Origin of the sequence: Psychromonas arctica DSM 14288 (assembly GCF_000482725.1) — a bacterium.
In the GTDB taxonomy this organism is placed as follows: Bacteria; Pseudomonadota; Gammaproteobacteria; order Enterobacterales; family Psychromonadaceae; genus Psychromonas; species Psychromonas arctica.
This window is the reverse complement of record NZ_KI519478.1, coordinates 179,497-204,263: the sequence shown is the minus strand read 5'-3', so window position 1 is coordinate 204,263 and position 24,767 is coordinate 179,497. Positions and strand designations below refer to the sequence as shown.

Below are 24,767 nucleotides of genomic sequence, written 5' to 3'. Positions count from 1 at the left end.
TTTTTTCCAATCGACAACGTAAGAACTGTAACTTTAACCAGTAATTATAAAGAAGTGAATAGGCAAGCGTAAAAAATAAGCATAGGGCACGTTATCTACGAGAGTTTAACGATCAATAAATGCTGCATTATTTTGCACCTTTTTGCTTTTAGTTTGACTAAATGATGTTGAATATAAGTTTTGTGCGCGTTTATGCGTTTTTTTAAGTGATTTATGTTTAAAAATGCACTAGAGTGCGTGTTTATATAATTTGAAACTAATTACAAGGGGTAGTTTATGTGCGGTATCGTTGGTGCAGTTGCGCAAAGAGAAGTGTCTGAAATTTTAATAGAAGGGTTAAAAAAATTAGAATATCGTGGTTATGACTCAGCAGGTGTTGCCATTGTTGATAGCGAAGGTAAATTAACTCGCGTACGTCGTTTAGGTAAAGTAAAAGAATTGGCTGATGCCGTTGATACAATGCAAACAATGGGCGGAACAGGTATTGCTCATACACGTTGGGCAACACACGGCGAACCTTCAGAAGTTAATGCTCACCCACATGTTTCTGGTGCTATCTCAATCGTACATAACGGTATTATCGAAAACCACGAATCACTACGTAGTTTGTTACAAGAGCGTGGTTATGTTTTTGAATCTCAAACTGATACTGAAGTTATTGCACATTTAGTGGAATGGGAATTAAAAACTGCGGCTTCATTACGTGAAGCAGTACAAAAAGCAGTGCCTCAATTAGAAGGTGCTTACGGTATGGTTGCATTAGATAGCCGTGACCCATCTCGTTTAGTCGTTGCACGTTCAGGTAGCCCAATTGTTATTGGTCATGGTATTGGTGAAAACTTCCTTGCCTCAGACCAACTAGCGCTATTAAACGTAACACGTCGTTTTACTTACCTTGAAGAAGGTGATGTAGCGGAAATTACTCGTCGCGAAGTTAATATTTTTGATGCAAGTGGCGAAGCGATTGAACGCGAAGTGATTGAATCTACCGTTGAGCATGATGCGGGTAGTAAAGGTAAATACCGTCACTTTATGCAAAAAGAAATTTTTGAACAGCCTACTGCATTAATCAGTGCATTAGAAGGCCGTATAAACGAAGACAGTATCATTGTTGAAAGCATTGGTAATGGCGCAAAAGAAATTTTATCTAAAGTTGAACATGTTCAAATCATCGCTTGTGGTACTTCGTACAACTCAGGTATGGCGGCGCGTTATTGGTTTGAATCACTTGCTGGCGTAAGTTGTGATGTTGAAATCGCTTCTGAATTCCGTTACCGCGATTTTGTTGTTCGTCCAAATAGCTTATTACTTACACTTTCTCAATCCGGTGAAACAGCTGATACTTTAGCTGCGTTACGTTTAGCGAAAGAAAAAGGTTACATGTCTGCGATGTCTATCTGTAATGTATCTGGTTCTTCATTAGTACGTGAATCTGACCTTGCATTTATGACTCGCGCTGGCACTGAAATTGGTGTTGCATCGACTAAAGCATTTACCACTCAGCTTGCTGCAATGTTGATCTTGGTGACCGCGATTGGTAAAGAGCAAGGTACTATTAGCCCGCAAAAAGAAGCTGAAATTGTACATGCGCTGCACTCATTACCAACTGAAATTGAAAAAGCGTTAGCGTTTGATAAAGAAATTGCTGCTCTAGCCCCTGACTTTGCAGATAAACACCACACATTATTTTTAGGTCGTGGCGAATATTACCCAATTGCGATGGAAGCGGCTTTAAAATTAAAAGAGATCTCATACATTCACGCTGAAGCTTATGCTGCAGGTGAACTAAAGCATGGTCCATTAGCGTTAGTTGATGCTGATATGCCTGTTGTCGTTGTTGCTCCGAATAATGATTTGTTAGAAAAATTAAAATCAAACGTTGAAGAAGTACGTGCACGTGGTGGTTTATTGTATGTATTTGCCGATGAAAACTCAGGCTTTGAAGCATGTGATGGAATGAAGATTATCTCATTACCTCATGTAAATCCAATCATCGCACCTATCTTCCATACGGTACCGATGCAATTATTGTCGTACCATGTGGCATTGATTAAAGGTACCGATGTAGACCAACCACGTAACCTAGCAAAAGCGGTTACAGTGGAATAAATCACAAATTAAGTCTTTATTTATTGTTGGTGCACAATAAAGTTGTTAATTAAACAATAAAGTTATTACCAAAACAATATAGTTGCTAATTTTATCCGTCTGAGCTATTTTTAAAATAAGATAGTTCAGACGGAAGTTTACTATGGGTAAGAAACAATATTGGAACTCTGAGGCTAAAAACCGGCGCTGGATCAAAGAAGGCAGAGGCCAAGGCACAGGAGCAAACTATAAACCTTGGCTTACCGTACGCGATGTAGCGTCAGAAGGCCGATCCCATCGTATTTTTGGACACATAACTCAACGAACCCATCATTTACTCTCCGATCTAGAGCTTGCAACATTTCTTCTACTTCAATGGCGTTCGACTACAAATGATATACGTGAACAATTTCCGCTAGATCGTGAAGTAACGAGAGAGATAAGCGAAAATTTAGGAATAAGGCATCCAACTTATCAAGGTGTGGATCAATACATGAGCAGTGACTTTGTCGTTGATTGTGATGAAAAAAATAATCCAAGATTTATCCTCCAAGTAAAAACATCTGAAGCATTTAGTGACTCAAGAACAATTGAAAAACTTGAGATTGAACGACGTTACTGGCGTGAAAAGGGTTTACCTTTCTATTGGATCACTGAAAAACAGATACCGCCAATTGTATTCGAGAATATCAATCTTCTTTATAACCACATTGTTGATGAAATTGATCAAGCAGACCTCATCGTTCAATTAGAAGTGTTTAATAAACACTTAAGAGCAAATGAAAACCTAAGAGTTAAAGAGTTATGTATGAAACTCGATGCTTCATATGATAACGAACCAGGTGAAGCTTTATATCAAATTAAACGCTTGCTCGCACAACGCTATTTCCATTTTAATATTACTAAACCGTTTACAGAGTTACGCTGTTTTGAAATTACTGCTGAAAACTTTGATGTATTGCAGGAGGGCTGGCGTGTTTCAAATTAACGAAGTGATTAAATTAGAAGATAAACTTTATAGGGTTCTTATAACAACACATACCCATGTTGTATGGATTTCACTCGAAGATCAAAAGGGATTTCCAGATATTGTAGAGCTACCACAACTCGAAGCCTTATTATTAGAAGAAAAGCTGACTCGAGCTAATGATCCATTTGAGTATGTAATAAATCTACTACCTGAACCTGACTCTAAAGAAACAATCATTCGAAATAGAAACTATCAAATCATAAAACCACTGGTTGATGATTCTAACTTTTATATAAAAAAGGTTAGAACAAAGCATGTAGCGAACATTCTCGGATCGGGTGAAATTTCAAGGCCATACCTTTATAAATTAATCCGTCGTTATTGGCAAAGAGGACAGGTGCCAAATACCCTGCTACCTGATTACAAAAATTCCGGAGCAAAGGGCCAGAAACGTATTGCGAATGGAAAAAAACTAGGCCGCCCAAGAAAAATAATGGAAGGAATTGGTGCGTTGGTCGATGAGCCAACTGAAAAATTATTTCGAATAATTATTGATAAATATATTTTAAAAAAACAATTTTCTGTTGCACGAGCACACCGTAAATTCAAAGGGCTTTATGACAATATATTTCCAGGATTGCCTGAATCAGAAAAACCAACAAAGCGTCAGCTAAGCTACTTCTTAGATAGAGAATATAAAAATGTAGATAGAATTAAAGCTAGTGTATCGGATAACATTCTTAAAAAAGATATTCGCCCCTTGCACAGCACCGCAACAATTCACGCTTTAGGGCCTGGTTCACGCTATGAAATAGATGCAACCATTGCCGACGTTATACTAGTATCTGACCATGATCGAAACCAACCAGTTGGACGCCCTACGGTATATGTTGTGGTTGATGTATTTTCAAGGTTTATTGTAGGCTGGTATATTGGTTTTGAGAATCCTTCTTATGTTGCGGCAATCCAAGCACTGCATGTGTCTTTAACCGATAAGAGCAATTTTTTCAAAAGTTTAGAGATTGAAACTGACAACTTTTCTTGGCCTTTACCTGGCTTACCAGACGCAATACTTGCAGATAGAGGTGAACTTTTAGGGCATCAAATTGAAGGCTTAGAATCTAGCAATAAAGTCAGGATCGAAAATACGCCTCCTTATAGAGGAGATGCGAAAGGAATCGTCGAACAAAGATTTAAAATTCTTCAGGCTGAATTTAAGAAGTTTACCCCTGGGGAAGTTATTGGTCCTACAGTAAGAAAAAGAGGTGGAAAAAATTACTGGCTTGATGGAAAACTAACGATTTCAGAGTTTACTGAAATAATAATTTCATCAATCGTTATGAGGAACTTTGTTGATCCCATTGAAAAATATGATCGAGCGAAGGATATGCCAGCTGATTTATCAAAAATCCCAATTCATCTTTGGAACTGGGGACTTAAGAATAGGACTGGGCGGTTGCGTAAAGCTAATCCTGATTCGGTACGTATTGCTCTATTACCGAGAGAGCAAGCCAGTGCATCTGCACAGGGTATATGCCTATTTGGTGTTTACTACTCTGCACCTGAAATTATCGAACTTGGTTGGATGCACCGCTCCGATAAATCAAATAGACCTAAAAAAATTGAGGTTGCTTACGATCCAAACTTTGCCGATGAAATTTACTTATTTCATACACAAGGGAGTAGAGAGCATTGGGTATGTCGGATTACTGACTTATCGCGAGAATTTAGAGGGTTAACATTTTGGGAAGTTTGGCGAAAACAACAGTCAATTAAAATTCAAAGTACAAAAGATAAATTAGAATCAGACAAGCTTCGAATGCATCATGAAAATCGAGTTGAAAACATCATTTCATCAGCAATCAAGCAAACACCAAAGTCAACATCAACAAAAACAGAGCGAATGAAAGGCGTTGGCCATTCTCGCTCTCAGCAACTATTGAAAGAACGGGAACAGCGACGCCCCAAAAGACCTGTACACGACAAAGGGTCAGAAAAAGTAGTTCATTTAACCGCACATGAAGATAATGACGACTACCCTGATTTTGAAGACGAACTATTTAATGAAGGAGATGATTGATGGAACAACCGAATCATTTTGTCACAGCGGTTTACCAGTCAACTGGTATCAAACGTTATGATGGTAACCCCTTTATTGAAGCCCTACCACCTATATTATCTGTTGCTCAAGCAGGTAAAAGCATCAAAGGGAAAATAGAATTCCATCCTTCAGAACGATTAGCCGATCCTAAATCTAGAATGCATATGGTTGTTTCGTTATTAGATGATTACTTTCAACCCCTCTCGCAACATGTTCAGTTACAAGAGAAAATCGATATGATGTTACGCATGGGATATGTCGGGCGCAATATTAGTGACGGTTCTCTTAACAGGAAACTTCAAGAAGGCTATGAATTGATCAAGTCTGGTGGAGAAGCCACCGCAAATTTTAGTATTGAGAAAACAACAGCTAGAAGTATGTCTTTAGTGGGTATCTCTGGTAGCGGAAAAACCAGTTCATTAGTACGAGTTCTGGAAACTTACCCGCAAGTTATCTATCACGAACAACATAACTGCTTTCAAGTAACTTATTTAAAGATTGAATGCCCTAGTAACGGCGATCTTGAAAGCCTTTGCCTTAACTTCTTTAGTGCTGTTGATGCGCTTTTGAGTACAGATTATGAACGCCGTTATGCGAAACAACGCCTTTCTGTCCCTAAAATGCTAGCTTTGATGCGTCAAACTGCAAACAATCGTGCAATTGGGATTCTAGTTATCGACGAAATTCAACGTTTAAGCCAGGTGCGTTCGGGCGGTAAAGAGCAAATGTTAGAATTCTTTGTCGAATTAGTGAATACCGTAGGTATTCCTATCGTGTTAGTTGGCACTCCCAAAGCCCGCCCAATTTTTGAACTGGAATTACAATCAGGAAGGAGAAGTGCAGGTATTGGAGCCATTTACTGGGAAACCATTCCACAATATATATTGAAAGAAAGTGGACGTGAGCCAAGCAAAAACTGGATTAGATTTTCAGATAAACTCTGGAAGTTACAATGGCTTAAACATGGCGATGACCATTTAACAGAGGAGATAAGAGATTGTTGGTATGACCTTTCTCAGGGCGTTCTAGACATTGTTGTAAAGCTATTTGTATTAGCGCAGTTGCGTGCTATTGCTAACAAGAAAGAGCGTATAACCGTTAGTATTCTTCAATCAGTGTATAAACAAGAGTTGAAGCCTGTTCACCCTATGTTGGCAGCATTGAGATCGGGTGATGCCGATAAAATTGTTAAATATTCCGACATGCGAGTAGTAGATCTTGATAAGCGACTCATTCAAATTGGTTCTGAAATTATTGCTGATGCTCAAAAGCAAGAAGAAAAATTATTTGGTGGGAACCAGGATGCTTTACGTTTATATAACGTAATTTTGCAAATTGAGGAGTCTTTTGATCAACAGATAGTAGCTCAGCTCGTCGAACGGATATTTAAAGATCATTCTGATTATAGCATTGCTCAAATGATCCCAGTTTTAGTAAATTGGTATCTAACGAATGAAGAAACGCCTGTAAAATCCAAACAAAAAAATACAGTGAAAGAAAAAGACTGGCATGATTTAGACGTCAACGACCTGCGATATCAATATGTTTACTGCAAAGATGAAAAACAATCACTTCTAGATCGACTTGAACAAAATGGTGAGATGTTCGATCTTGATGGCTGGGCTGCGGGTTACTAATGATTGGATTTCCGTCGCCTTATCCAGAGGAACTGCTTTATAGCACGATAGCTAGATCAGGTGTTCACGATGGCGAAACTTCACCTAAACAGTTGTTGGAAAAAGTGTTCAAAAATCGCAAGGTAATTGCAACCCTGGATTTGCCTAGTCATTTGCAAGTTCTAGCAAATCAATATCCAAAAACATTAGGTATGAACGTTAATGTTTTAATCAATCGCCATACACTTTGGCCCATTTATGCCCCCTTCCTGCCACCTGAACGAAATCATGAGATAATAAAATGGATGAGCGGAAGATCCAAAGGTGCAGTACATTTAGCAAGTGGAATTATAGCATCAAGAGTAAAGACAAAAGGAAGACTCTACGTATGTGCTGAATGCTTGAAAGAGCAAATAATAAGATATGGTGAGTGTTTTTTGAGTCGCCATTGGCAAGTCCCACTAATAAAAACATGCCCCAAACACGCCTCTTTAAGTGTTACAACAATAGTAATCGATGGCGAACATCGACACACCTATACCGCAATAGGGGAGGTTGAAGTATTAGATGCATTAGAGATTAGCTCCATCGACAAATTATTTTCCCAACAAGTAGCTCAATTAATGCAGGTTAAAAGTAAAGGCATTAGCAGTGCTCAATGGACAACATTTTATAAACAATTTGCGTCAAGTCAGGGATATTTAGATGGTCGAAGAATTGATCATGTGAGAATTCACAATACAGTAATAACGTTTTGGGGGAAATGTTGGCTTGATAATGCGGGTATTCTTCCTTCAGATACGGAAACATCCTGGCTCAAGGGCTTGTTTCGTAAACATAGAAAAAGCTTTAGTTTTGCGGAGCATATTGTGGCAATAGTCGCCATCTCAAATGGAGCTTTCACTATTTGTGATGCTATTGAAAAAGCCTCAAATATTACAACTAGCAATGAAAAAAGCAGTTATAAAAAAGAACTGAAACCAATTATCACAAATCAACTAAGCCAAGATCAAATTGAATGGAAAGAGAAAATTGAGCAAAGTTATCCAAAGGCAGTTCGTATAAAAAATAAGGCGCTTTACGCACGACTCTACCGAAATAATTATGATTGGTTGATGCAGATTAATCGTTTATTTCATGCTGAAAAAATAGTGGTTAATAAGCGCGTAGACTGGAAACAACGAGACAGAAAAATTGCTAGAGAGTTGTATTGTGTTTATGGTGAGTTGTGCGAAGATTTAAACGCGCCTCATCTAAGTCGCACATTTCTGATTCACCAGCTTGAACAACGAGGAACTGTCGAAAAACATCTTAATCGCTTACCTCGTTGTTCGACATTGCTTTGCTTTTATTCTGAGAGCATTACAGAGTATCAATCAAGAAGGCTTACTCGTGCCTACCTAGAGATGCAAAAGAGCGGACAAGAGATAAAACGCTGGATCTTGTTGCGGCAAGCAGGTCTAAGTGATGACAGAATGACTGATATTGTTGCCGATCTTTTAAAGGAGATGTTGAGTGAGTAAACCTGATGCGAAGTTTAAAAAGCTGAATGATGATTCCAAAATACTTGCTATCGGTTCTCTATTCCGTGGCAAAGATAGAAAAAATTGGGCGGTCAACGTTGACTTTAATGGTGGGTTTTCTAAGAGCATGCAGTTCAGCAATATACCCGTACTTGCCAGAAAACGTGTTTTAAACCCGACGAAGCAATATAAATTAGCCGGTTTACCGACCGAAATCATAATTGAAAACGCTCAATTATGGGAAGCAGCTAAGGCGTCTGATTGTCCTGCTTATCAGGTACATCGACATGGTGGAGACGGCAATCAACCATGTTTTGCCGTACAATTTGGCAGTCGTAGAATATTTATTCCCCAGCTAGAAATGGCTCGCGTACTTTTTTATCATGATCCTTTTCTAGCTCGACTAAGCCTTCAACATAATGCATTGGCCGAAGACTTTATTCTTGGGAATAGAGATGATGGTCAACCCATTATTTTTGTCCGTGATGGTGCGGATTACCCTGTCTCATACTTTAATCGAGATGATAACCGACGTTTTTTAAGTTGGGTATTGCTTGATCGCGAGGCCCGAACTTCATTTGAAAGCATCAGTATTCACCTTATCAAAAATCAATATCAGAAAAACAATTATTTACATTGGAATTTCCAATTCACTCCACCATCCTTATCAGGTGTGGAGCTTGAGGCTAGAGGGTGGGAAGACAGAGAATCGAATAGTTTCTTTATTTGGGAAATAACCAAACTCACCAATTTGCCATCAGAATTAGAAGGTGAGATTGATTTTTATCACCCTGGTTATGAAAGGAAAGCTGGAGGGAAACCAACCAAAGGCGACGGCAAGCAAGGAGAGGCTCAAGATAACTTTGAATTGGATGATGATGAGCTGTCTGATATAGATAAGGCCACAATTTCACTCATGTCAGAGCAAGTTGTAGTGTCTTTTAAAACACCTCACATCACAAACCGCATCGCGAACAAAACTAAAGTTGTTAATAATGTCATTGGCGATGGCGAAAAGGAAGTCTTGAATAACGACCTTAGCCCAAATGAAAAAGAAGAGTCTGGCACCTTACCAGGGGGAGCGTGGAATAATTTAGATGATCAAACAGACGATGCACACTTGTATATAGGTAAGTTTAAATCCTTTTTTACAATGATCAACTACTTAATTACTAAGCACGGTTTTACCCTGATAAGAAAAGAGTTGGCAAAACTTCCAAAGCTGGGTGATGGAAACAAACATTGGTTAGCTGACACGCAAAACCCTCGTTGCTTGGCTACTGTTGAGTTAGAATTTAATAATCAGTTTTTTACTTTATTGGAAGTAGACACCTCCGATGGCGCAGCAAAACTTTCGACGATGCTACTTACGTCTTCTTCAAGTTGGGTAAAAACAAATGAAAGAATGATTCTACATCGGATTATGAAGAAGCATTTAGGATGGCCAAGTGATTATTTTAAAGAACAGTTAGGCGAAAAAATGTACTCTGGTATTCCTCACCCTAAATCAAAGCAATCGGGTTCATTACCCCCTGAAGAAATATCCCCTTGGGCACAAAGAGTTGCAAATTGGGTTAGCCGAAATGCATAACTTTATTTTAACTTTCTAGATCAGATAATTACCGATCAGTATTCCCTAAAAGATTTTCTATGATAGGATGATACCTAATAAATTTAATGAGGTGAAGCACTATTCAGTGTTGTACCACAGAACATTTAGGGCATAAATCCTGCTTTAACCGATATGGTGTTGATGAAATTTCTCTTTAAGCAAAGCTGATGAAAATCTCTAAATCAAATAATAGATAAACTCCGACTCAGGCAACAAAACGCATGGCAAATGAAAGTTTAAAACAAAATATTATAGTCAATAATGCTAAAGCTCAAATAGCGCAGTTGCCAAAGGCAACTCGGGATCGTATCGCACATATCGACTTTACCTTGTTGTTTAAAGGAGAGGCTGTACGTGCTGATTTAGTAGACCGTTTTAACATTGCGCCTGCACAGGCCACAAAAGACTTTACCCTGTACCGAGAGCTTGCGCCGAGCAACATTGAATATGACCAAAAGCTCAAAGTGCATAAGCGTGGAGAACAGTTTGTGCCTTTGTTCGACTACGACGTGGTAAGAACATTGGCCACTATCAGTCAAGGCTATGGGGATGGCTTTACTGGGAAGGTAAAACCACCACTGGCTTGTGAAGCGCCTTATCATCTAAACAAGCCGAGTTTATCGATAGTGGCGAAAGTCACGGAGGCTACTCACAAAGGTAAAGCCTTGAGTATCACCTATGTATCGTTATCGAGCGGTGAAACAACGCGTGAAATAGTGCCGCATACCCTAGTAGATAATGGCTTACGTTGGCATGTTCGTGGTTTTGATCGCAAGCATGGTGAATTCAGAGACTTTGTCCTGACCAGAATTAAAGCCACTGAAGTGCTTGAATGCTCAATCCTGTCTGAGGAAGAGCTCGAAAATCAAGACAGGCAGTGGAACCGATTTGTAGAGCTGGAATTAGTCCCGCATCCTTCTATCAAGCATAGCGAGGCCATTGAGCTCGACTATGGCATGATCAATGGCGTGATGAGAGTTGAGATTAGAGCTGCGACAGCTGGCTACCTGCTTCGTCAATGGCATGTTGATTGTACTAAAGATCATAAACTTAATAGTCCTGAGTACCAGCTTTGGCTTAAGAACACCCCCACGCTTTATGGTGTAGGGAATTTAAATTTAGCGCCCGGATTTGAAAGTTAACCTTCAGGTCGGTTTAGAACACGCAGAATGGGTGGTTGTAGCGACTCATTCGACAGCCTCTTAATGAATTAACAGCAGGAATTAACAAATGACAAGTTTACAACAACGCGCCGAGCTTCAACGCCAAATATGGGCAATTGCCAACGAAGTTCGAGGCTCAGTAGATGGCTGGGATTTCAAGCAGTACGTACTAGGTACACTGTTCTATCGTTTTATCAGTGAAAACTTTGAAACCTACATCACTGGGGGTGACGAAAGCGTTAACTATGCAGCCATGTCAGATGATGATGAAAATATCGGTTTTGCCAAAGAAGATGCTATTAAAACCAAAGGTTACTTCCTTTACCCTAGCCAGCTGTTTAGTAAAGTTGCTGCAAACGCGAATAAAAACGATAATTTAAACACTGATTTAGCCGCTGTTTTTGCTGCGATTGAAAATTCAGCTAATGGTTACGATTCTGAAAAAGACATCAAAGGCCTGTTTGCCGACTTTGATACCACCAGTAACCGCTTAGGTAATACGGTCGACGCTAAAAACAAACGCTTAGCGGCGGTATTAAAAGGTGTTGCGGGGCTTAACATTACCCAATTTGAAGATAACGAAAACGATCTATTTGGTGATGCTTACGAATTTTTAATTTCTAACTATGCAGCGAATGCGGGTAAATCTGGTGGTGAATTTTTCACACCTCAGCATGTATCTAAGCTGATTGCTCAACTTGCTATGCACGGGCAAACCAGCGTCAATAAAATCTACGACCCAGCCGCAGGCTCTGGTTCATTGTTATTACAAGCCAAGAAGCATTTTGATGCGCATATCATTGAAGATGGTTTTTTTGGCCAAGAGCTAAACCACACCACCTACAACTTAGCGCGTATGAACATGTTCTTGCACAATATTAACTACGACAAGTTTAATATTCAGTTGGGTGATACCTTAGTCGCCCCCCACTTTATCGATGACAAACCCTTTGATGCGATTGTTTCAAATCCGCCTTATTCCGTAAAATGGATGGGTAGTGATGACCCGACACTGATCAACGATGATCGCTTTGCCCCTGCTGGTGTTCTTGCTCCTAAATCAAAAGCTGACTTCGCCTTTGTACTTCATGCGCTTAATTACCTATCAAGTAAAGGCCGTGCTGCCATTGTTTGCTTTCCAGGTATTTTCTATCGTGGTGGTGCTGAGCAAAAAATACGTAAATACTTAATTGATAACAACTATGTAGAAACCGTGATTTCGCTTGCGCCTAACCTGTTTTTCGGCACTACCATTGCCGTGAATATATTAGTGCTCTCGAAGCACAAACCAGATACTACAACGCAATTTATTGATGCCAGAGATCTGTTTAAAAAAGAAACCAATAACAACACCCTAACCAACGAGCATATTGAGCAAATTATTCAGGTGTTTGCCAGCAAAGAAAACGTCGAATACTTTGCAAAATCTGTTGATTTGGATGCTATTGCTGCTAATGACTACAACTTATCGGTGAGTAGTTTTGTGGAAGCAAAAGATAACCGTGAAGTAGTGGATATTACTGAACTCAATACAGAACTTAAGAGCACCGTCGCTAAAATTGACCAGTTACGCAACGATATCGATGCTATTGTGACGGAGATTGAAGCATGAGTCACCTAACATATTTAGAAAAGCAGCTAGACGGTGTCGAGGTAAATTGGAAACCTCTATGGCAAGTAACTATTTGGGATAAAAAATTCAATGCTGTTGATCGAAAGAAACAACCCAAGGTTATTAATTATAAATATCTACTTGCTGTCGATCTTTTTAAATTGAAACAAGAAAGTGGAGATGTATTTCTTCTTTCTACAGGAGAGCAGACAGGTTGGACAAATGAAAAGTTAGCTGGCTCCTATTTAAGGGAAGGAGAAATTGTAACTATTCCATGGGGAAAATCTAGGCCTGTTAAAGATGTTATTAAATATTACAAAGGACGTTTTGTAACGGCGGATAACCGAATTGCAACTTCAAATAATACAGATGAGTTATTAAATAAATATTTATACTACTGGATGATGAGTAAGTCACAAGCCATTGATAAATATTACCGAGGTTCAGGAATACAACACCCCAGCATGGCTAATGTTTTGGACATGTTGATTCCTGTACCACCATTGAAAAATCAAACCGAAATTGTGCGAATTCTAGATACATTTACCGCCATGACCGCCGAGCTGACCGCCGAGCTTAACATGCGCAAAAAACAATACACCTACTACCGCGACCAGTTGTTGAGATTTGAAGATGGTGAAGTTGAATGGGTAACATTAAATAAAGTTGCCAATATCAAAAATGGCAAAGATTGGAAGAAGTTGGGGCCGGGCAATATACCCGTTTATGGCTCAGGTGGAATTATGCAATACGTGGATACTTTTGCTTATGATAAACCAACCGTATTGATCCCTAGAAAAGGATCGATAACAAATATTTTTTATGTTGATGAACCCTTTTGGAATGTTGACACGATTTACTACACAGAATTAGACCTTGATAAAATCATTCCTAAATTCTTTTATTATTTCATGACAACTATCGACATGATGCAATTAGATACTGGATCCGGTAGGCCGAGCCTTACACAGGCAATATTGAATGAAATTAAAGTCCCGTTACCTCCACTTGATGAACAGGGGCGTATTGTAACTATTTTGGATAAGTTCGATACACTAACCACTTCAATCCAAGAAGGTTTGCCCCGCGAAATAGAGCTACGCCAAAAGCAATACGAGTACTATCGTGATCTGTTATTAAGTTTCCCGCAATCAAATTCAGATGAGCCACTATTGAAGGAAAGAGCTTAATGAGTCAAACGCTAACGGAAATAGCTGAATTATTGAAAGTATCTATCAAGAAAGTACAGTTAATTTATGCCTTTAATGGCACGGGTAAAATGCGCTTATCTCGTAACTTTAGGTTATTAATTGATCCCAAGGTAGACCCTGAAATGGAAGGGCCGACAGATTTTTCCAATTCAAAAGTTTTATATTACAACGCATTTACAGAAGACTTATTTTATTGGGATAATGATTTAGAAGAGGATAAAGAACGTCAGCTTAATATCCAGCCTAATTCATTTACCAATAGGCTGTTAACTTTCCTACAAAATCAAGGTTTGGATGGGCAGATAGTCCATCGATTCCAACAATATTCAAACCCAAACATTACCCCATATTTTAATACGGATTTCTCTAAGGTGTTTTTTTCACTTGAGAGTGGAGGGAATGATAGCTTAAATAATATAAAAATATCTAAAGGGGAAGAAAGTAGTTTTGTTTGGAGTGTTTTTTATTCTTTGTTAGAACAGGTTATTAGCGTTCGTAATATACTTGAAGTAGATGATCGCGAAACCCAAGAATTCAATCAATTAGAGTATGTTTTTATTGATGACCCCGTTAGTTCATTGGATGATAACCACCTGATTGAATTAGCTGTTAATTTAGCTGAGTTAATTAAATTAAGTGATTTTACTTATGGAAAAGGACTTAAGTTTATTATTTCGACACATAACCCGTTATTTTATAATGTACTGCACAACGAACTTGATTTAAATAAAGGTAATAAGAAAGAAGGTTGCTATCTGTTGGAACGTTTTGATGATGGACTATTCAATTTAAATGTTAAGTATGGGGATTCTAATCGAAGCTTTTCTTATCACTTATATTTAAGGCAGATATTAGAAGCTGCTATTGCGGCAAATAATGTAGAACATTATCATTTCACGCTATTACGGAATCTATATGAAAAGACAGCGAGCTTTCTTGGATATCAGAAATGGTCAGAACTCTTACCTGGTGACAAAACTGCCTATTTAAATCGTATCATTCAACATACAAGCCATTCTTCATTATCGAATGAAATGATTTCACAACTAAGTGCTCCAGAAAAGAAAACAGTTGAGCTATTGTTTAATCACTTAATAGCAAACTATGGTTATTGGAAATAGGAGAATTCAGATGCTTAATACGGCTCTCAGCCTACAAGACCAAACCTCAGAATTCTTACTTTATACCGCACCTAATGGCGATGTCAAAGTGGAAGTATTACTCAGCGATGAAACCATTTGGCTGACCCAAGAGCGTATTGCACAGCTTTTTGGTGTACAACGCCCAGCGATTACGAAGCATTTAAAAAACATTTTTGAAAGCAAAGAATTACAAGAAGAAGTGGTATGTTCCATTTTAGAACATACCACTGCACACGGCGCGATAGCTGATAAAACCCAAACTAAACCTGTAAAATACTATAACTTAGATGCGGTGATTTCAGTGGGTTACCGGGTTAACTCCGCACAAGCGACGCAGTTTCGTATTTGGGCAACAGCGTTAATTAAGGATTACATCATCAAAGGTTTTGCGATGGATGATGAACGGATGAAAAATGGTCGCTTCTTTGGCAAAGACTATTTTAAAGAGTTACTGGAACGAGTTCGCTCGATACGAACTAGTGAACGACGTATTTATCAGCAAATTACCGATATTTTTGCCGAATGCAGTATTGACTACGATCCTAAATCAAAAACCACGCAATTATTCTACGCACATGTACAAGACAAGTTTCATTTTGCGATTACAGGTCATACAGCTGCAGAAATTATTGCCCTGAAAGCCGATGCAAATCAGCCATTAATGGGCATGACAACTTACAAAAATGCCCCGGCTGATCGAGTCATTAAATCCGACACAACTATCGCTAAAAATTACCTAGCCGAAGATGAAATTAAAAAACTAGAGCGCACTATTACAGCATTTTTTGATTACATCGAAGGCATTATTGAACGTCGCACTAGCTTTACCATGGAAGCCTTTGCCGATAGCGTCAATAAGTTTTTAGCCTTTAATGAATATCACGTGCTTGAGGGATATGGCAGTATTTCAAGCACAGCGGCAAAACAAAAAGCCCACGCTGAATATGAGCAATTTAACCAACAACAAAAAATAGAGTCAGATTTTGACCGTGAAGTTAAAAAGTTGCTTGGCCAATCGAAAAATAAAAAACAATAAGAGAAAGGATTACAGATAATGACGACCTATAAAACCATCGCAGAGTCTAACAATTTTATTGTTTTGGATAAGTATGTCAAAGATTGGCAAGTCCCAGAAAACTTTCAAAGTGAAGGCGATTTAGAGAGAGAATTAATACAAGATTTAGTCAATCAAGGTTATGAATATGTATTGGCGCTAACAACGCCTGATGCCATGATGGCTAATGTGCGTAAACAGTTGCAAACACTTAACAAAACTGAGTTTACTGATGTCGAATGGTTGCGTTTTCAGGAACAGTACCTCAATACGCCAAGTGATAATATTAGCGATAAAACGCGAAAGGTTCACAGCGACTATATCTATGATTTTGTTTTTGATGACGGTCATATTGAAAACATATACCTGTTTGATAAAAAGGTAATTGCACGGAATAAATTACAAGTCATTAAGCAATTTGAACAAACAGGTAGCCACGCTAATCGATATGATGTCACTATTTTGGTCAATGGTTTACCGCTAGTTCAAATAGAACTGAAAAAACGCGGTGTTGCGATTCGTGAAGCCTTTAATCAAATCCATCGCTACAGTAAAGAAAGCTTTAACGCTGAAAACTCATTGTATAAATTCTTGCAACTTTTCGTTATTTCTAATGGTACAGATACTCGTTATTTTGCCAACACAACGAAACGCAATAAAAACAGCTTTGACTTTACTATGCATTGGGCAAAATCTGATAATGCGTTAATTAAAGATTTAAAAGACTTTACAGCAACCTTTTTCCAGAAAGAAACATTACTCGAAGTAATTTTACGATACTCTGTATTTGATATAAGCAACACTTTACTCGTAATGCGTCCTTATCAAATAGCAGCAACAGAACGTATTCTATGGAAGATTAAAAGTGCCTTTAATAGCAAAGGCTGGAGTAATACTGAAAGCGGCGGTTATATATGGCATACCACGGGTTCTGGCAAAACGCTGACCAGCTTTAAAGCAGCTCGCTTAGCGACTGATTTAGATTGTATTGATAAAGTATTCTTTGTGGTAGACAGGAAAGATCTCGATTACCAAACTATGAAGGAATATCAGCGTTTTTCACCTGATAGTGTTAACGGCTCTGATAGCACCGCGGGACTTAAAAGTAACCTCGATAAAAATGATAACAAAATCGTGGTAACTACCATTCAAAAACTGAACAATTTAATTAAGAATGAAAGTGACTTACCCATCTATAACAAACAAGTCGTATTCATTTTCGATGAATGTCATCGTAGTCAGTTTGGTGAGGCGCAGAAGAACCTCAAAAAGAAATTCAAAAAGTACTATCAATTTGGATTCACTGGTACGCCTATCTTCCCTGAAAATGCGCTAGGAGCAGAAACGACGGGTAGCGTTTTTGGTCAACAATTGCATACTTATGTGATTACCGATGCTATTCGTGATGAAAAAGTCCTTAAATTCAAAGTTGACTATAACGATGTTCGCCCTCAATTTAAAAGTATTGAAACAGAGCAAGATGATAACAAACTAAGTGCAGCCGAAAATAAAAAAGCATTTTTGCATCCTCATCGGATTAACGAAATTTCACAGTACATTTTAAATAATTTTAACCAAAAAACGCATCGCGCCTATTCTGGAGCAAAAGGCTTTAACGCTATGTTCGCAGTAAGCAGTGTTGATGCAGCCAAAGCTTATTACGAAGCCTTTAGTCAATTACAGCAAGAGTCCGATAAACCACTTCGAATCGCGACTATATTTTCGTTTGCAGCGAATGAAGAACAAGATTCTATTGGTGATATTTTAGATGAAAGTTTTGAAGTAAATGCAATGAATAGCAGTGCTAAAGAATTTTTAGGCGCAGCGATTACTGATTATAATAAACTATTTAAAAGTAACTATGGCGTGGACAGTAATGGCTTTCAAAACTATTACCGCGATCTTGCTCAACGAGTTAAAAATCAAGAAGTTGATTTATTAATTGTCGTTGGCATGTTTTTAACTGGATTTGACGCGCCAACACTCAATACGTTATTCGTTGATAAAAACTTACGTTATCACGGTTTAATGCAGGCATTCTCGCGCACTAACCGTATTTACGATGCCACCAAGACTTTTGGTAACATTGTGACCTTCCGAGATCTAGAACAAGCGACTATTGATGCTATCACCTTATTTGGCGATGAAAACACCAAAAATGTGGTCTTAGAAAAAAGCTATAAAGAATACATGGAAGGCTTTAATGATCTCGTCACTGGTAAAGCTCGCAGAGGCTTTGTCGATATCGTTAAAGAATTGCAAACGCGTTTTCCTGAACCTCAATCGATTGAAAAAGAAGAGGACAAGAAAGCCTTTGCGAAATTATTTGGTGAATATCTAAAAGCAGAAAACATTCTACAAAATTACGATGAGTTTACTGGCTTAAAAGTTTTACAAAATTTAGATACTAGCGACGAAGAAGCCACTCAAGAGTTTAAAGAAAAATATTATTTAAACGATGATGACATAGATAAAATGCAAGCTATTGATATGCCTGGTGAACGTGCAGTTCAGGACTATCGATCAACTTATAACGATACGCGTGATTGGCTCCGCCGACAAAAACAAGGTGATGATAAAGGTGAGTCAACAGTTGATTGGGACGATGTTGTCTTTGAAGTAGATTTACTTAAATCACAAGAAATTAACCTAGATTACATTCTTGGGCTTATTTTTGACCACAACAAAAAGAATAAGAGTAAAGAGGGTTTGATCGATGAAGTTCGTCGTCTTATACGGGGGAGTTTAGGGAACAGGGCTAAAGAAAGCTTGGTTATTGATTTTATTAATCAAACTAATCTGGATGAAATAAACGACAAAGCTAGCATTATTGATGCTTTCTTCAAGTTCGCGCAGGCTGCGCAAAAACGAGAAGTAAATGACATCATAGCTTCAGAAAAATTAAATAGTGATGCAGCCAAACGCTACATTACTTCATCTCTAAAGCGAGAGTTCGCATCTGAAAATGGCACCGCACTTAATGACGCGCTACCTAAGTTAAGCCCGCTTAACCCACAATATCGCACACAAAAGCAAACGGTTTTCCAGAAAGTAGCTGCTTTTGTTGAAAAATTCAAAGGTGTGGGTGGGAAGCTATAAAAGAACCTACCCTTTTAGTTAAATATTTAGATGGTTAAGAGAAAGTATCAAAATCTCTCAAGATGGGAATGATGGAGGAAATGATTTGTTAAAAACTATATCGGATTTGTTACATCAGTCCCCGGGAATGAAAGGACGTCAAATAGCAAAAAAAATTAATGCTGGATAAGTCTCAAGTAAACTCGTTCCTTCACAAAAATCAGGATACATTTACGAAAAACTCAGGTCATGAATGGTATCTTATTCGCATGCCACATGTGGAAATCAATTTTCCTGGAGGTTGGGTTGATGTGCCAGATTTTGAGATGGCTATCCGCAAGCTTTCGGACCATCCAGACGAACCACAAGTTACATTCAAGTTCGGAGTAGATTGCAAATTTCTACTAATTGCCTTGGCGCGTTTTCTAGCACTAGCAAACCAGCTTGTAGCTGTTGGGAAGCTTATTGTCATAGATACCACATCATGCCTTAACACACATAGATTTTTCAGTAGGAATGGTTTTTTTGATTATCTTAATCAAAGTATTACTTGCCTTCCTGATCGGCCAATATTGTCTGCTGCCAAAACATATCAGGGTAATAGTGACATGCTCGTTGAGATCGGGGAGATTTCTCTCCCATGTCAAAACAAAGAACTCATTATTCGTTTAGGTGACAGGTTTATAGAGCATTCTTCAGCTAATTATGCCTTAGCCGCTAAAACTGTTTTTTCAGAACTTGTAGGCAACGTAACCGATCATAGTGAATCGAAGATACCATGTCTTGCTGGGTTACAAGTGTATCGTCCGTTTAGGAAGCCCAAGCATATTCAAACCATTATATCCGACTCAGGGGTAGGAATAGCAACAACCCTTAGGACTACTTTAAAAGAGGTTCACCCTAAATTATACGATCAATATTCAAAGCTATCCGAAGAAAACGATATCGCGATGGTTCAAAAAGCTTTTATGTCTGGCGAGATAAGTCGTTTTGGTAAAGGACGAGGACTTGGTTTTAAAAGCAGCCGTGAACATGCTAGCAAAGAGAAGGTTATCATCGTTATAAGACAATTAACTTTCTCATTAACACTTGAGTACACAAAAGGACAATTAATCACAGTTACTACGGAACCAGGGTTAATTCCTATTACAGGAACCCATATCTGTTTTGATTTCTATGTTGACTATTTCTGATAAATAGTGTCAACTTAACCAGATGAAACAGTTAAACTATAAAATTCTTCTTTCAGAAGTCGTAGGATCTGATCATGCCTTTGGGAATGACGAAGGTAGTGAAGCCTATATAAAAATCAAAAAGATCGTTGACACTCACCCGTCATGCGATATTTTTTCTATTAGCTTAGAGGGAATGAGGTTTACTGATGCATCCTTTCCTCGCGAAAGTGTAATTTCATTGGCTAAATCCCTAAAAGGTGAAAAAGGATTCTACCTTTGTAAGGTACCAAGCAAAGATCTCTTAGATAATTGGTCCTACGGTGCTTCAGCCAAAGATCAGCCGCTAATAGTGAAGAATGTCTCTGGTTATGATGTGCTTGGTATAAAACTGAGCAGTACTGTTAAAGAACTGCTAGATTTTGTTATTACTAACAAGATGGCTACATCATCAAATGTCGCTAAATATTTTGATATATCTGCACAAAATGCAAGTGGCCGATTGAAGAAACTGCATGCTACAGGCCTTATTTTAGGCCAAAAAGAAGTAGCAGAATCTGGTGGCTTGGAATTTGTTTACCGTTCAATCATCTAAACTTTTTTTCTCTTTCTGATAAATCTGCTTGCGTTAAGCAGATTAGTCGATTAACATTTACTCAGATCCAATGGATCTTTTTTATTAAAGTCTGATAAATGTGATTAAGTTAACCAGAAAAGGAGGCCGCATGGCTACAAATCCCCCGTCAGGTGATGGACATAGAAATGGTGCAGTTAAAGGTAGATCTCAGACTCAAATGCCAAGTGGGCATTGGGTTAAGCGAGATGCAGTGACTGGTCAATTCATGGATGTAAAAACATCCGATAAAACGCCTTTTAAGGGCGTCAGGAAGGAGAAATAGATTGGCTAATGGTAAAACTCATTTGGTCGTCGGGGCAGCGGTTGGTTTAACTGTTGCCCTAGCGGACAACAAAAAACAAGCTGTCAGTCACCATCCTGGAACGGCCATTGCTGTTGGATCTCTATTTGGCAAGCTTCCAGATATTTTGGAGCCCTCTCTGGGTAACCCTCATCATCGCCAGTTTTGCCACAGTCTATTGGTGTTAACTGCATTAGGTGTTGGACTCAAAAATTTGTATGAGTGGCAACCGGAAGAGGCAATTGATAAGTGTCTTCGAGGACTTGGACTAATCGCCGGATGTGCTTATGTAAGCCATTTGCTCTGTGATGCAATAACACCTCGCTCACTTCCCTTAATTGGCAAACTATAGGAGTTTTGAATGGTTGCTAAAGTCACAAGACCCATAGACCGTAAAGTTGAGCGAGAACTTTGGGCTCGCGCCGCTGCTCGTTGCCAATTTAACGGGTGTAATAAATTGCTATACAAATCAACGGTGACACAGGAATCAGTTAATGTCTCTCAAAATGCTCATATTTACGCATTTTCGGAGAATGGGCCTCGTGGTTGGGGACTCTTTAAAACTAAGTCAACCAGTTTAAATGACGTCAGCAACCTCATGTTGATGTGCTATGACTGTCACAAGAAAATTGATCAGAACGGCAGTGAAGATAGGTATCCAGCTGACCTCTTAATTAGTTGGAAAATTCAACATGAGCAACGTATAGAAATACTTACAGGCATTGCTCCTGATCGTAAATCAAATGTTGTTTTGTATTGTGCAAATATTGGAGCTGAAAAATCACCGATAAATTATCACGGTTGTGTCGAGGCAATGTTTCCGAATTGGTATCCGGCAACTGAAAAGCCGGTGACCCTATCCATGGTATCAGAGCTGAAAGATCACTCTGAACAATATTGGCAAGCAGAGTCGCATCACCTAACGAAACGTTTTCAAAGTAAAATCTCATCGATCATCGAAGAGGATTCTTGTAAGCATTTCTCATTGTTCGCGTTAGCTCCTCAACCATTGTTAATAAAACTTGGCGCTTTGCTTACCGACAAAATTGAGGTCGAGACTTATCAGCTACATCGAGAGCCTAAGGGCTGGTTTTGGCAAGACTGTTCAGATGATTTTGAGTACATCATCAACAGGCCTCAAAATATGAAGGGAAAGCCAGCCCTGGTTCTTTCTTTGAGTGACAATGTGTCACATGAGCGAATTACTCGGGTTATGGGGCCAGATACATCGATTTGGGAAGTGACTATCAAGCACCCTCATAATGATTTCATTCAGTCAAAGCAGCAGCTCTCCTTGTTCAGAAAGTGCATAAGAAAGCTGATTGTTGAAATCAAAAATGCACACGGCGATGTGACGCCACTGCAAATTTTTCCTGTGATGCCAGTATCGTGTGCCGTCGAATTAGGACGAGCGAGAATGCCTAAGGCTGATATGCCATGGCTTATTTATGACCACAACATAAAAACACAACAATTTGTAATGGCAATCGAGCTTCGAGGAGATCTTCATGAGTAATACCAAAAGTAACGATGTTCTAAACACTATTCTGGAAAAAATTGAGCTACCAGACAGTGCTTATGAAAAGGCTGAAAAACGCTATAAGGACCTAGGTGATTGGTTACATCGCACAGAATCAACATGCGGTAATTTTGATCCCCACGTGTTTTCTCAAGGTTCATTTCGTCTAGGTACGGCGATTAGACCCGATTCAGAAGAACAGTATGACCTAGACATGGGGTGCAATCTTCGGCGTGGCTTGGATAAAAGTTCCATCACTCAAAAGCAATTAAAGCACCTAGTCGGTCATGAGTTAGAGCTATATCGAAATGCCAGAGGCATTAAGGAAGAGCTGGCGGAGAAGAAACGCTGTTGGCGCTTAGAGTATGCCGATGGGCTCAGCTTTCATATGGATATTGTCCCTTGTATGCCAGAAAGTGATACAGGAAGAGGCCTTTTGAAAAAGCGGATGATCGAAAACTCTAAGTTTGATGAAAGCTTGGCTCAAAACGTGTCTCAGCTTGCAGTTTCGATTACCGACAACACTGATTCAACTTATGCAGTGGTAAATGGAAATTGGCGTATTAGTAATCCTGAAGGATATGCTCGATGGTTTGAAACGCGCATGAAGACCGCACGTTTAGTAATAAACGAACGTGAAATGCGATTTAAAGCCAGTATAGGTAGTCTGCCATACTATCAATGGAAGACGCCCTTACAGCAGGTTATCCAATTATTGAAGCGTCATCGTGACACTATGTTTAAGAACAATGAGGATAGTAAGCCAATATCGGTAATCATTACCACATTGGCTGCTAAATCATATAAAGGTGAAAGTGATTTGGCTTCAGCGTTGAATACGGTGCTTTCCGAGATGGATGACCATATTTCAGCTCAAGCTCCGCTGATTCCGAATCCCGTCAATCCAGCCGAAGACTTCGCAGACAAGTGGTATGACGAAAACTCAGCTCAATACAGATTACAAGAAAACTTTTATAAGTGGTTGTATCAAGCAAGGGCTGACTTTAGAACCCTGTGCTCAAACGATGATGCCCAACGTATTGTAGAAGCTGCACAAAATGGTTTGGACCTGAAACTTGACTCAAATACTGTCGCTTTGGCATTGGGAATATCTTCGGTAACAAGTAAACCAACACATACAATTCATTCATCTGATCCCAAACCATGGTTCAAGCAATAGATGAAGCATTGGAATAATATTGGCCTAGAGGAATTTCTAGCGGCCTATCCAAATATTAGATTATCTGATATCAATGCTGACAGGGTGGAGTTGTTGGGAGAGTATCAATTAAAAGCGCAGCTTGATGGGAGCAATCTTATCGATCGAACCTTTTATCTTAGAATCGTGTGCACAAGTGACTATCACAAAAAACTCCCCACGGTTTATGATGAGGCAGGTTATTTCCCTCGCAATCAGGACTTTCATACGTATGCAGATGGTTCTTTCTGCTTGGGATCGGAACTTAGAATTAAGTCAGTTTTAAATTATGATTCATCGTTGACGGCTTTTTTCGACAAGGTAGTTGTTAGATTCCTGTATGCAGTATCCCATAGAATTGAATTCGGTAGCTTTCCCTACGGTGAACTTGATCATGGTGAAAAGGGCTTAATTGATGACTATGCTGAAATGTTTGAGGTTAATGGAAAGGCATCGGTACTATTAGCTTTAAAAGCATTGGGTCTTCGTAAACGAGATGCAAACAAGCGACCATGTCCATGCGGTTGTGCTTCACGTCTAGGTAGATGCGATTACAGACTTTTTTTGAATAAATTCCGATATATTGAACGCCGTCGTTGGTTTAGGACTCATCTGGCTGAGTCTTTCACACCGCTTCAAAAACCTAAGAAAAGGTCACGTAGGTTACGAAGGGATGTTGTTAAGTAACAAACTTGTCGCCAAGTGGACAATTACATTAGTTGTGCCACTCAATTACATCAGAATTACCAATAAAGATACTCCAACACTGCCACCAAATAACATCTATTATG

At 38.9% G+C, this 24,767-nt stretch carries 19 protein-coding genes; all 19 read left to right on the top strand.

Translation table 11 applies throughout. From position 1 onward, the window contains the following. Positions 1-276: 276 nt before the first annotated feature. Positions 277-2,109 carry a glutamine--fructose-6-phosphate transaminase (isomerizing) gene (glmS, locus tag H592_RS0114360; RefSeq protein WP_028869370.1) on the top strand — a complete coding sequence of 611 codons (1,833 nt, stop codon included), beginning with the start codon at positions 277-279 and terminating at the stop codon, positions 2,107-2,109. 142 nt (positions 2,110-2,251) lie between these two features. Further along, positions 2,252-3,076 (top strand): heteromeric transposase endonuclease subunit TnsA, encoded by an 825-nt coding sequence (locus H592_RS0114355; RefSeq protein ID WP_028869369.1) that lies wholly within the window; start codon positions 2,252-2,254, stop codon positions 3,074-3,076. Next, entirely contained in the window at positions 3,063-5,138 is a 2,076-nt protein-coding gene (locus H592_RS0114350) for a Mu transposase C-terminal domain-containing protein (protein WP_028869368.1), read from the top strand. The genes H592_RS0114355 and H592_RS0114350 overlap by 14 nt, the downstream gene beginning before the upstream one ends. Beyond that, the gene (locus H592_RS0114345; RefSeq protein WP_028869367.1) at positions 5,138-6,796 is read left to right on the top strand and encodes an AAA family ATPase; all 1,659 of its coding nucleotides are present in this window, start codon (positions 5,138-5,140) and stop codon (positions 6,794-6,796) included. The genes H592_RS0114350 and H592_RS0114345 overlap by 1 nt, the downstream gene beginning before the upstream one ends. Then, positions 6,796-8,298 carry a TnsD family Tn7-like transposition protein gene (locus H592_RS0114340; RefSeq protein ID WP_028869366.1) on the top strand — a complete coding sequence of 501 codons (1,503 nt, stop codon included), beginning with the start codon at positions 6,796-6,798 and terminating at the stop codon, positions 8,296-8,298. The genes H592_RS0114345 and H592_RS0114340 overlap by 1 nt, the downstream gene beginning before the upstream one ends. Further along, complete coding sequence (locus H592_RS0114335; protein WP_028869365.1) at positions 8,291-9,889, top strand: Tn7-like element transposition protein TnsE; 1,599 nt, start codon at positions 8,291-8,293, stop codon at positions 9,887-9,889. Before H592_RS0114340 ends, H592_RS0114335 begins: the two co-directional genes overlap by 8 nt. Before the next feature lie 242 nt (positions 9,890-10,131). Beyond that, positions 10,132-11,052 (top strand): WYL domain-containing protein, encoded by a 921-nt coding sequence (locus H592_RS0114330; RefSeq protein ID WP_028869364.1) that lies wholly within the window; start codon positions 10,132-10,134, stop codon positions 11,050-11,052. An 88-nt stretch (positions 11,053-11,140) separates the two neighbouring features. Beyond that, a complete protein-coding gene (locus tag H592_RS0114325; RefSeq protein WP_028869363.1) occupies positions 11,141-12,685 on the top strand; it encodes a type I restriction-modification system subunit M in 1,545 nt (514 codons plus the stop codon). Further along, positions 12,682-13,875 (top strand): restriction endonuclease subunit S, encoded by a 1,194-nt coding sequence (locus tag H592_RS23710; RefSeq protein ID WP_084296293.1) that lies wholly within the window; start codon positions 12,682-12,684, stop codon positions 13,873-13,875. Before H592_RS0114325 ends, H592_RS23710 begins: the two co-directional genes overlap by 4 nt. Next, positions 13,875-15,017, top strand: a complete 1,143-nt coding sequence (locus tag H592_RS0114315) for an AAA family ATPase (protein ID WP_028869362.1) — start codon at positions 13,875-13,877, stop codon at positions 15,015-15,017. Before H592_RS23710 ends, H592_RS0114315 begins: the two co-directional genes overlap by 1 nt. Positions 15,018-15,027: 10 nt before the next feature. Continuing rightward, positions 15,028-16,074, top strand: coding sequence for a virulence RhuM family protein (locus H592_RS0114310; protein ID WP_028869361.1), 1,047 nt, complete (start codon positions 15,028-15,030; stop codon positions 16,072-16,074). Positions 16,075-16,092: 18 nt separating this feature from the next. Continuing rightward, positions 16,093-19,191, top strand: coding sequence for an HsdR family type I site-specific deoxyribonuclease (locus H592_RS0114305; protein WP_028869360.1), 3,099 nt, complete (start codon positions 16,093-16,095; stop codon positions 19,189-19,191). Positions 19,192-19,439: 248 nt separating this feature from the next. Further along, positions 19,440-20,363 carry an ATP-binding protein gene (locus H592_RS22440; protein ID WP_245600433.1) on the top strand — a complete coding sequence of 308 codons (924 nt, stop codon included), beginning with the start codon at positions 19,440-19,442 and terminating at the stop codon, positions 20,361-20,363. A 22-nt stretch (positions 20,364-20,385) separates the two neighbouring features. After that, positions 20,386-20,937 (top strand): MarR family transcriptional regulator, encoded by a 552-nt coding sequence (locus tag H592_RS0114295; protein WP_028869359.1) that lies wholly within the window; start codon positions 20,386-20,388, stop codon positions 20,935-20,937. Between the two features lie 130 nt (positions 20,938-21,067). After that, complete coding sequence (locus tag H592_RS24255) at positions 21,068-21,241, top strand: hypothetical protein (RefSeq protein ID WP_169727663.1); 174 nt, start codon at positions 21,068-21,070, stop codon at positions 21,239-21,241. 22 nt (positions 21,242-21,263) lie between these two features. After that, on the top strand, positions 21,264-21,611 hold the full coding sequence (locus tag H592_RS0114285; protein WP_245600432.1) for a metal-dependent hydrolase: 348 nt from the start codon (positions 21,264-21,266) through the stop codon (positions 21,609-21,611). A 9-nt stretch (positions 21,612-21,620) separates the two neighbouring features. Continuing rightward, a complete protein-coding gene (locus H592_RS0114280; protein ID WP_028869357.1) occupies positions 21,621-22,775 on the top strand; it encodes an SAVED domain-containing protein in 1,155 nt (384 codons plus the stop codon). Next, positions 22,768-23,958 (top strand): nucleotidyltransferase domain-containing protein, encoded by a 1,191-nt coding sequence (locus H592_RS0114275; protein WP_028869356.1) that lies wholly within the window; start codon positions 22,768-22,770, stop codon positions 23,956-23,958. The genes H592_RS0114280 and H592_RS0114275 overlap by 8 nt, the downstream gene beginning before the upstream one ends. Continuing rightward, positions 23,959-24,663, top strand: coding sequence for a hypothetical protein (locus H592_RS0114270; protein ID WP_028869355.1), 705 nt, complete (start codon positions 23,959-23,961; stop codon positions 24,661-24,663). Positions 24,664-24,767 lie beyond the last annotated feature (104 nt).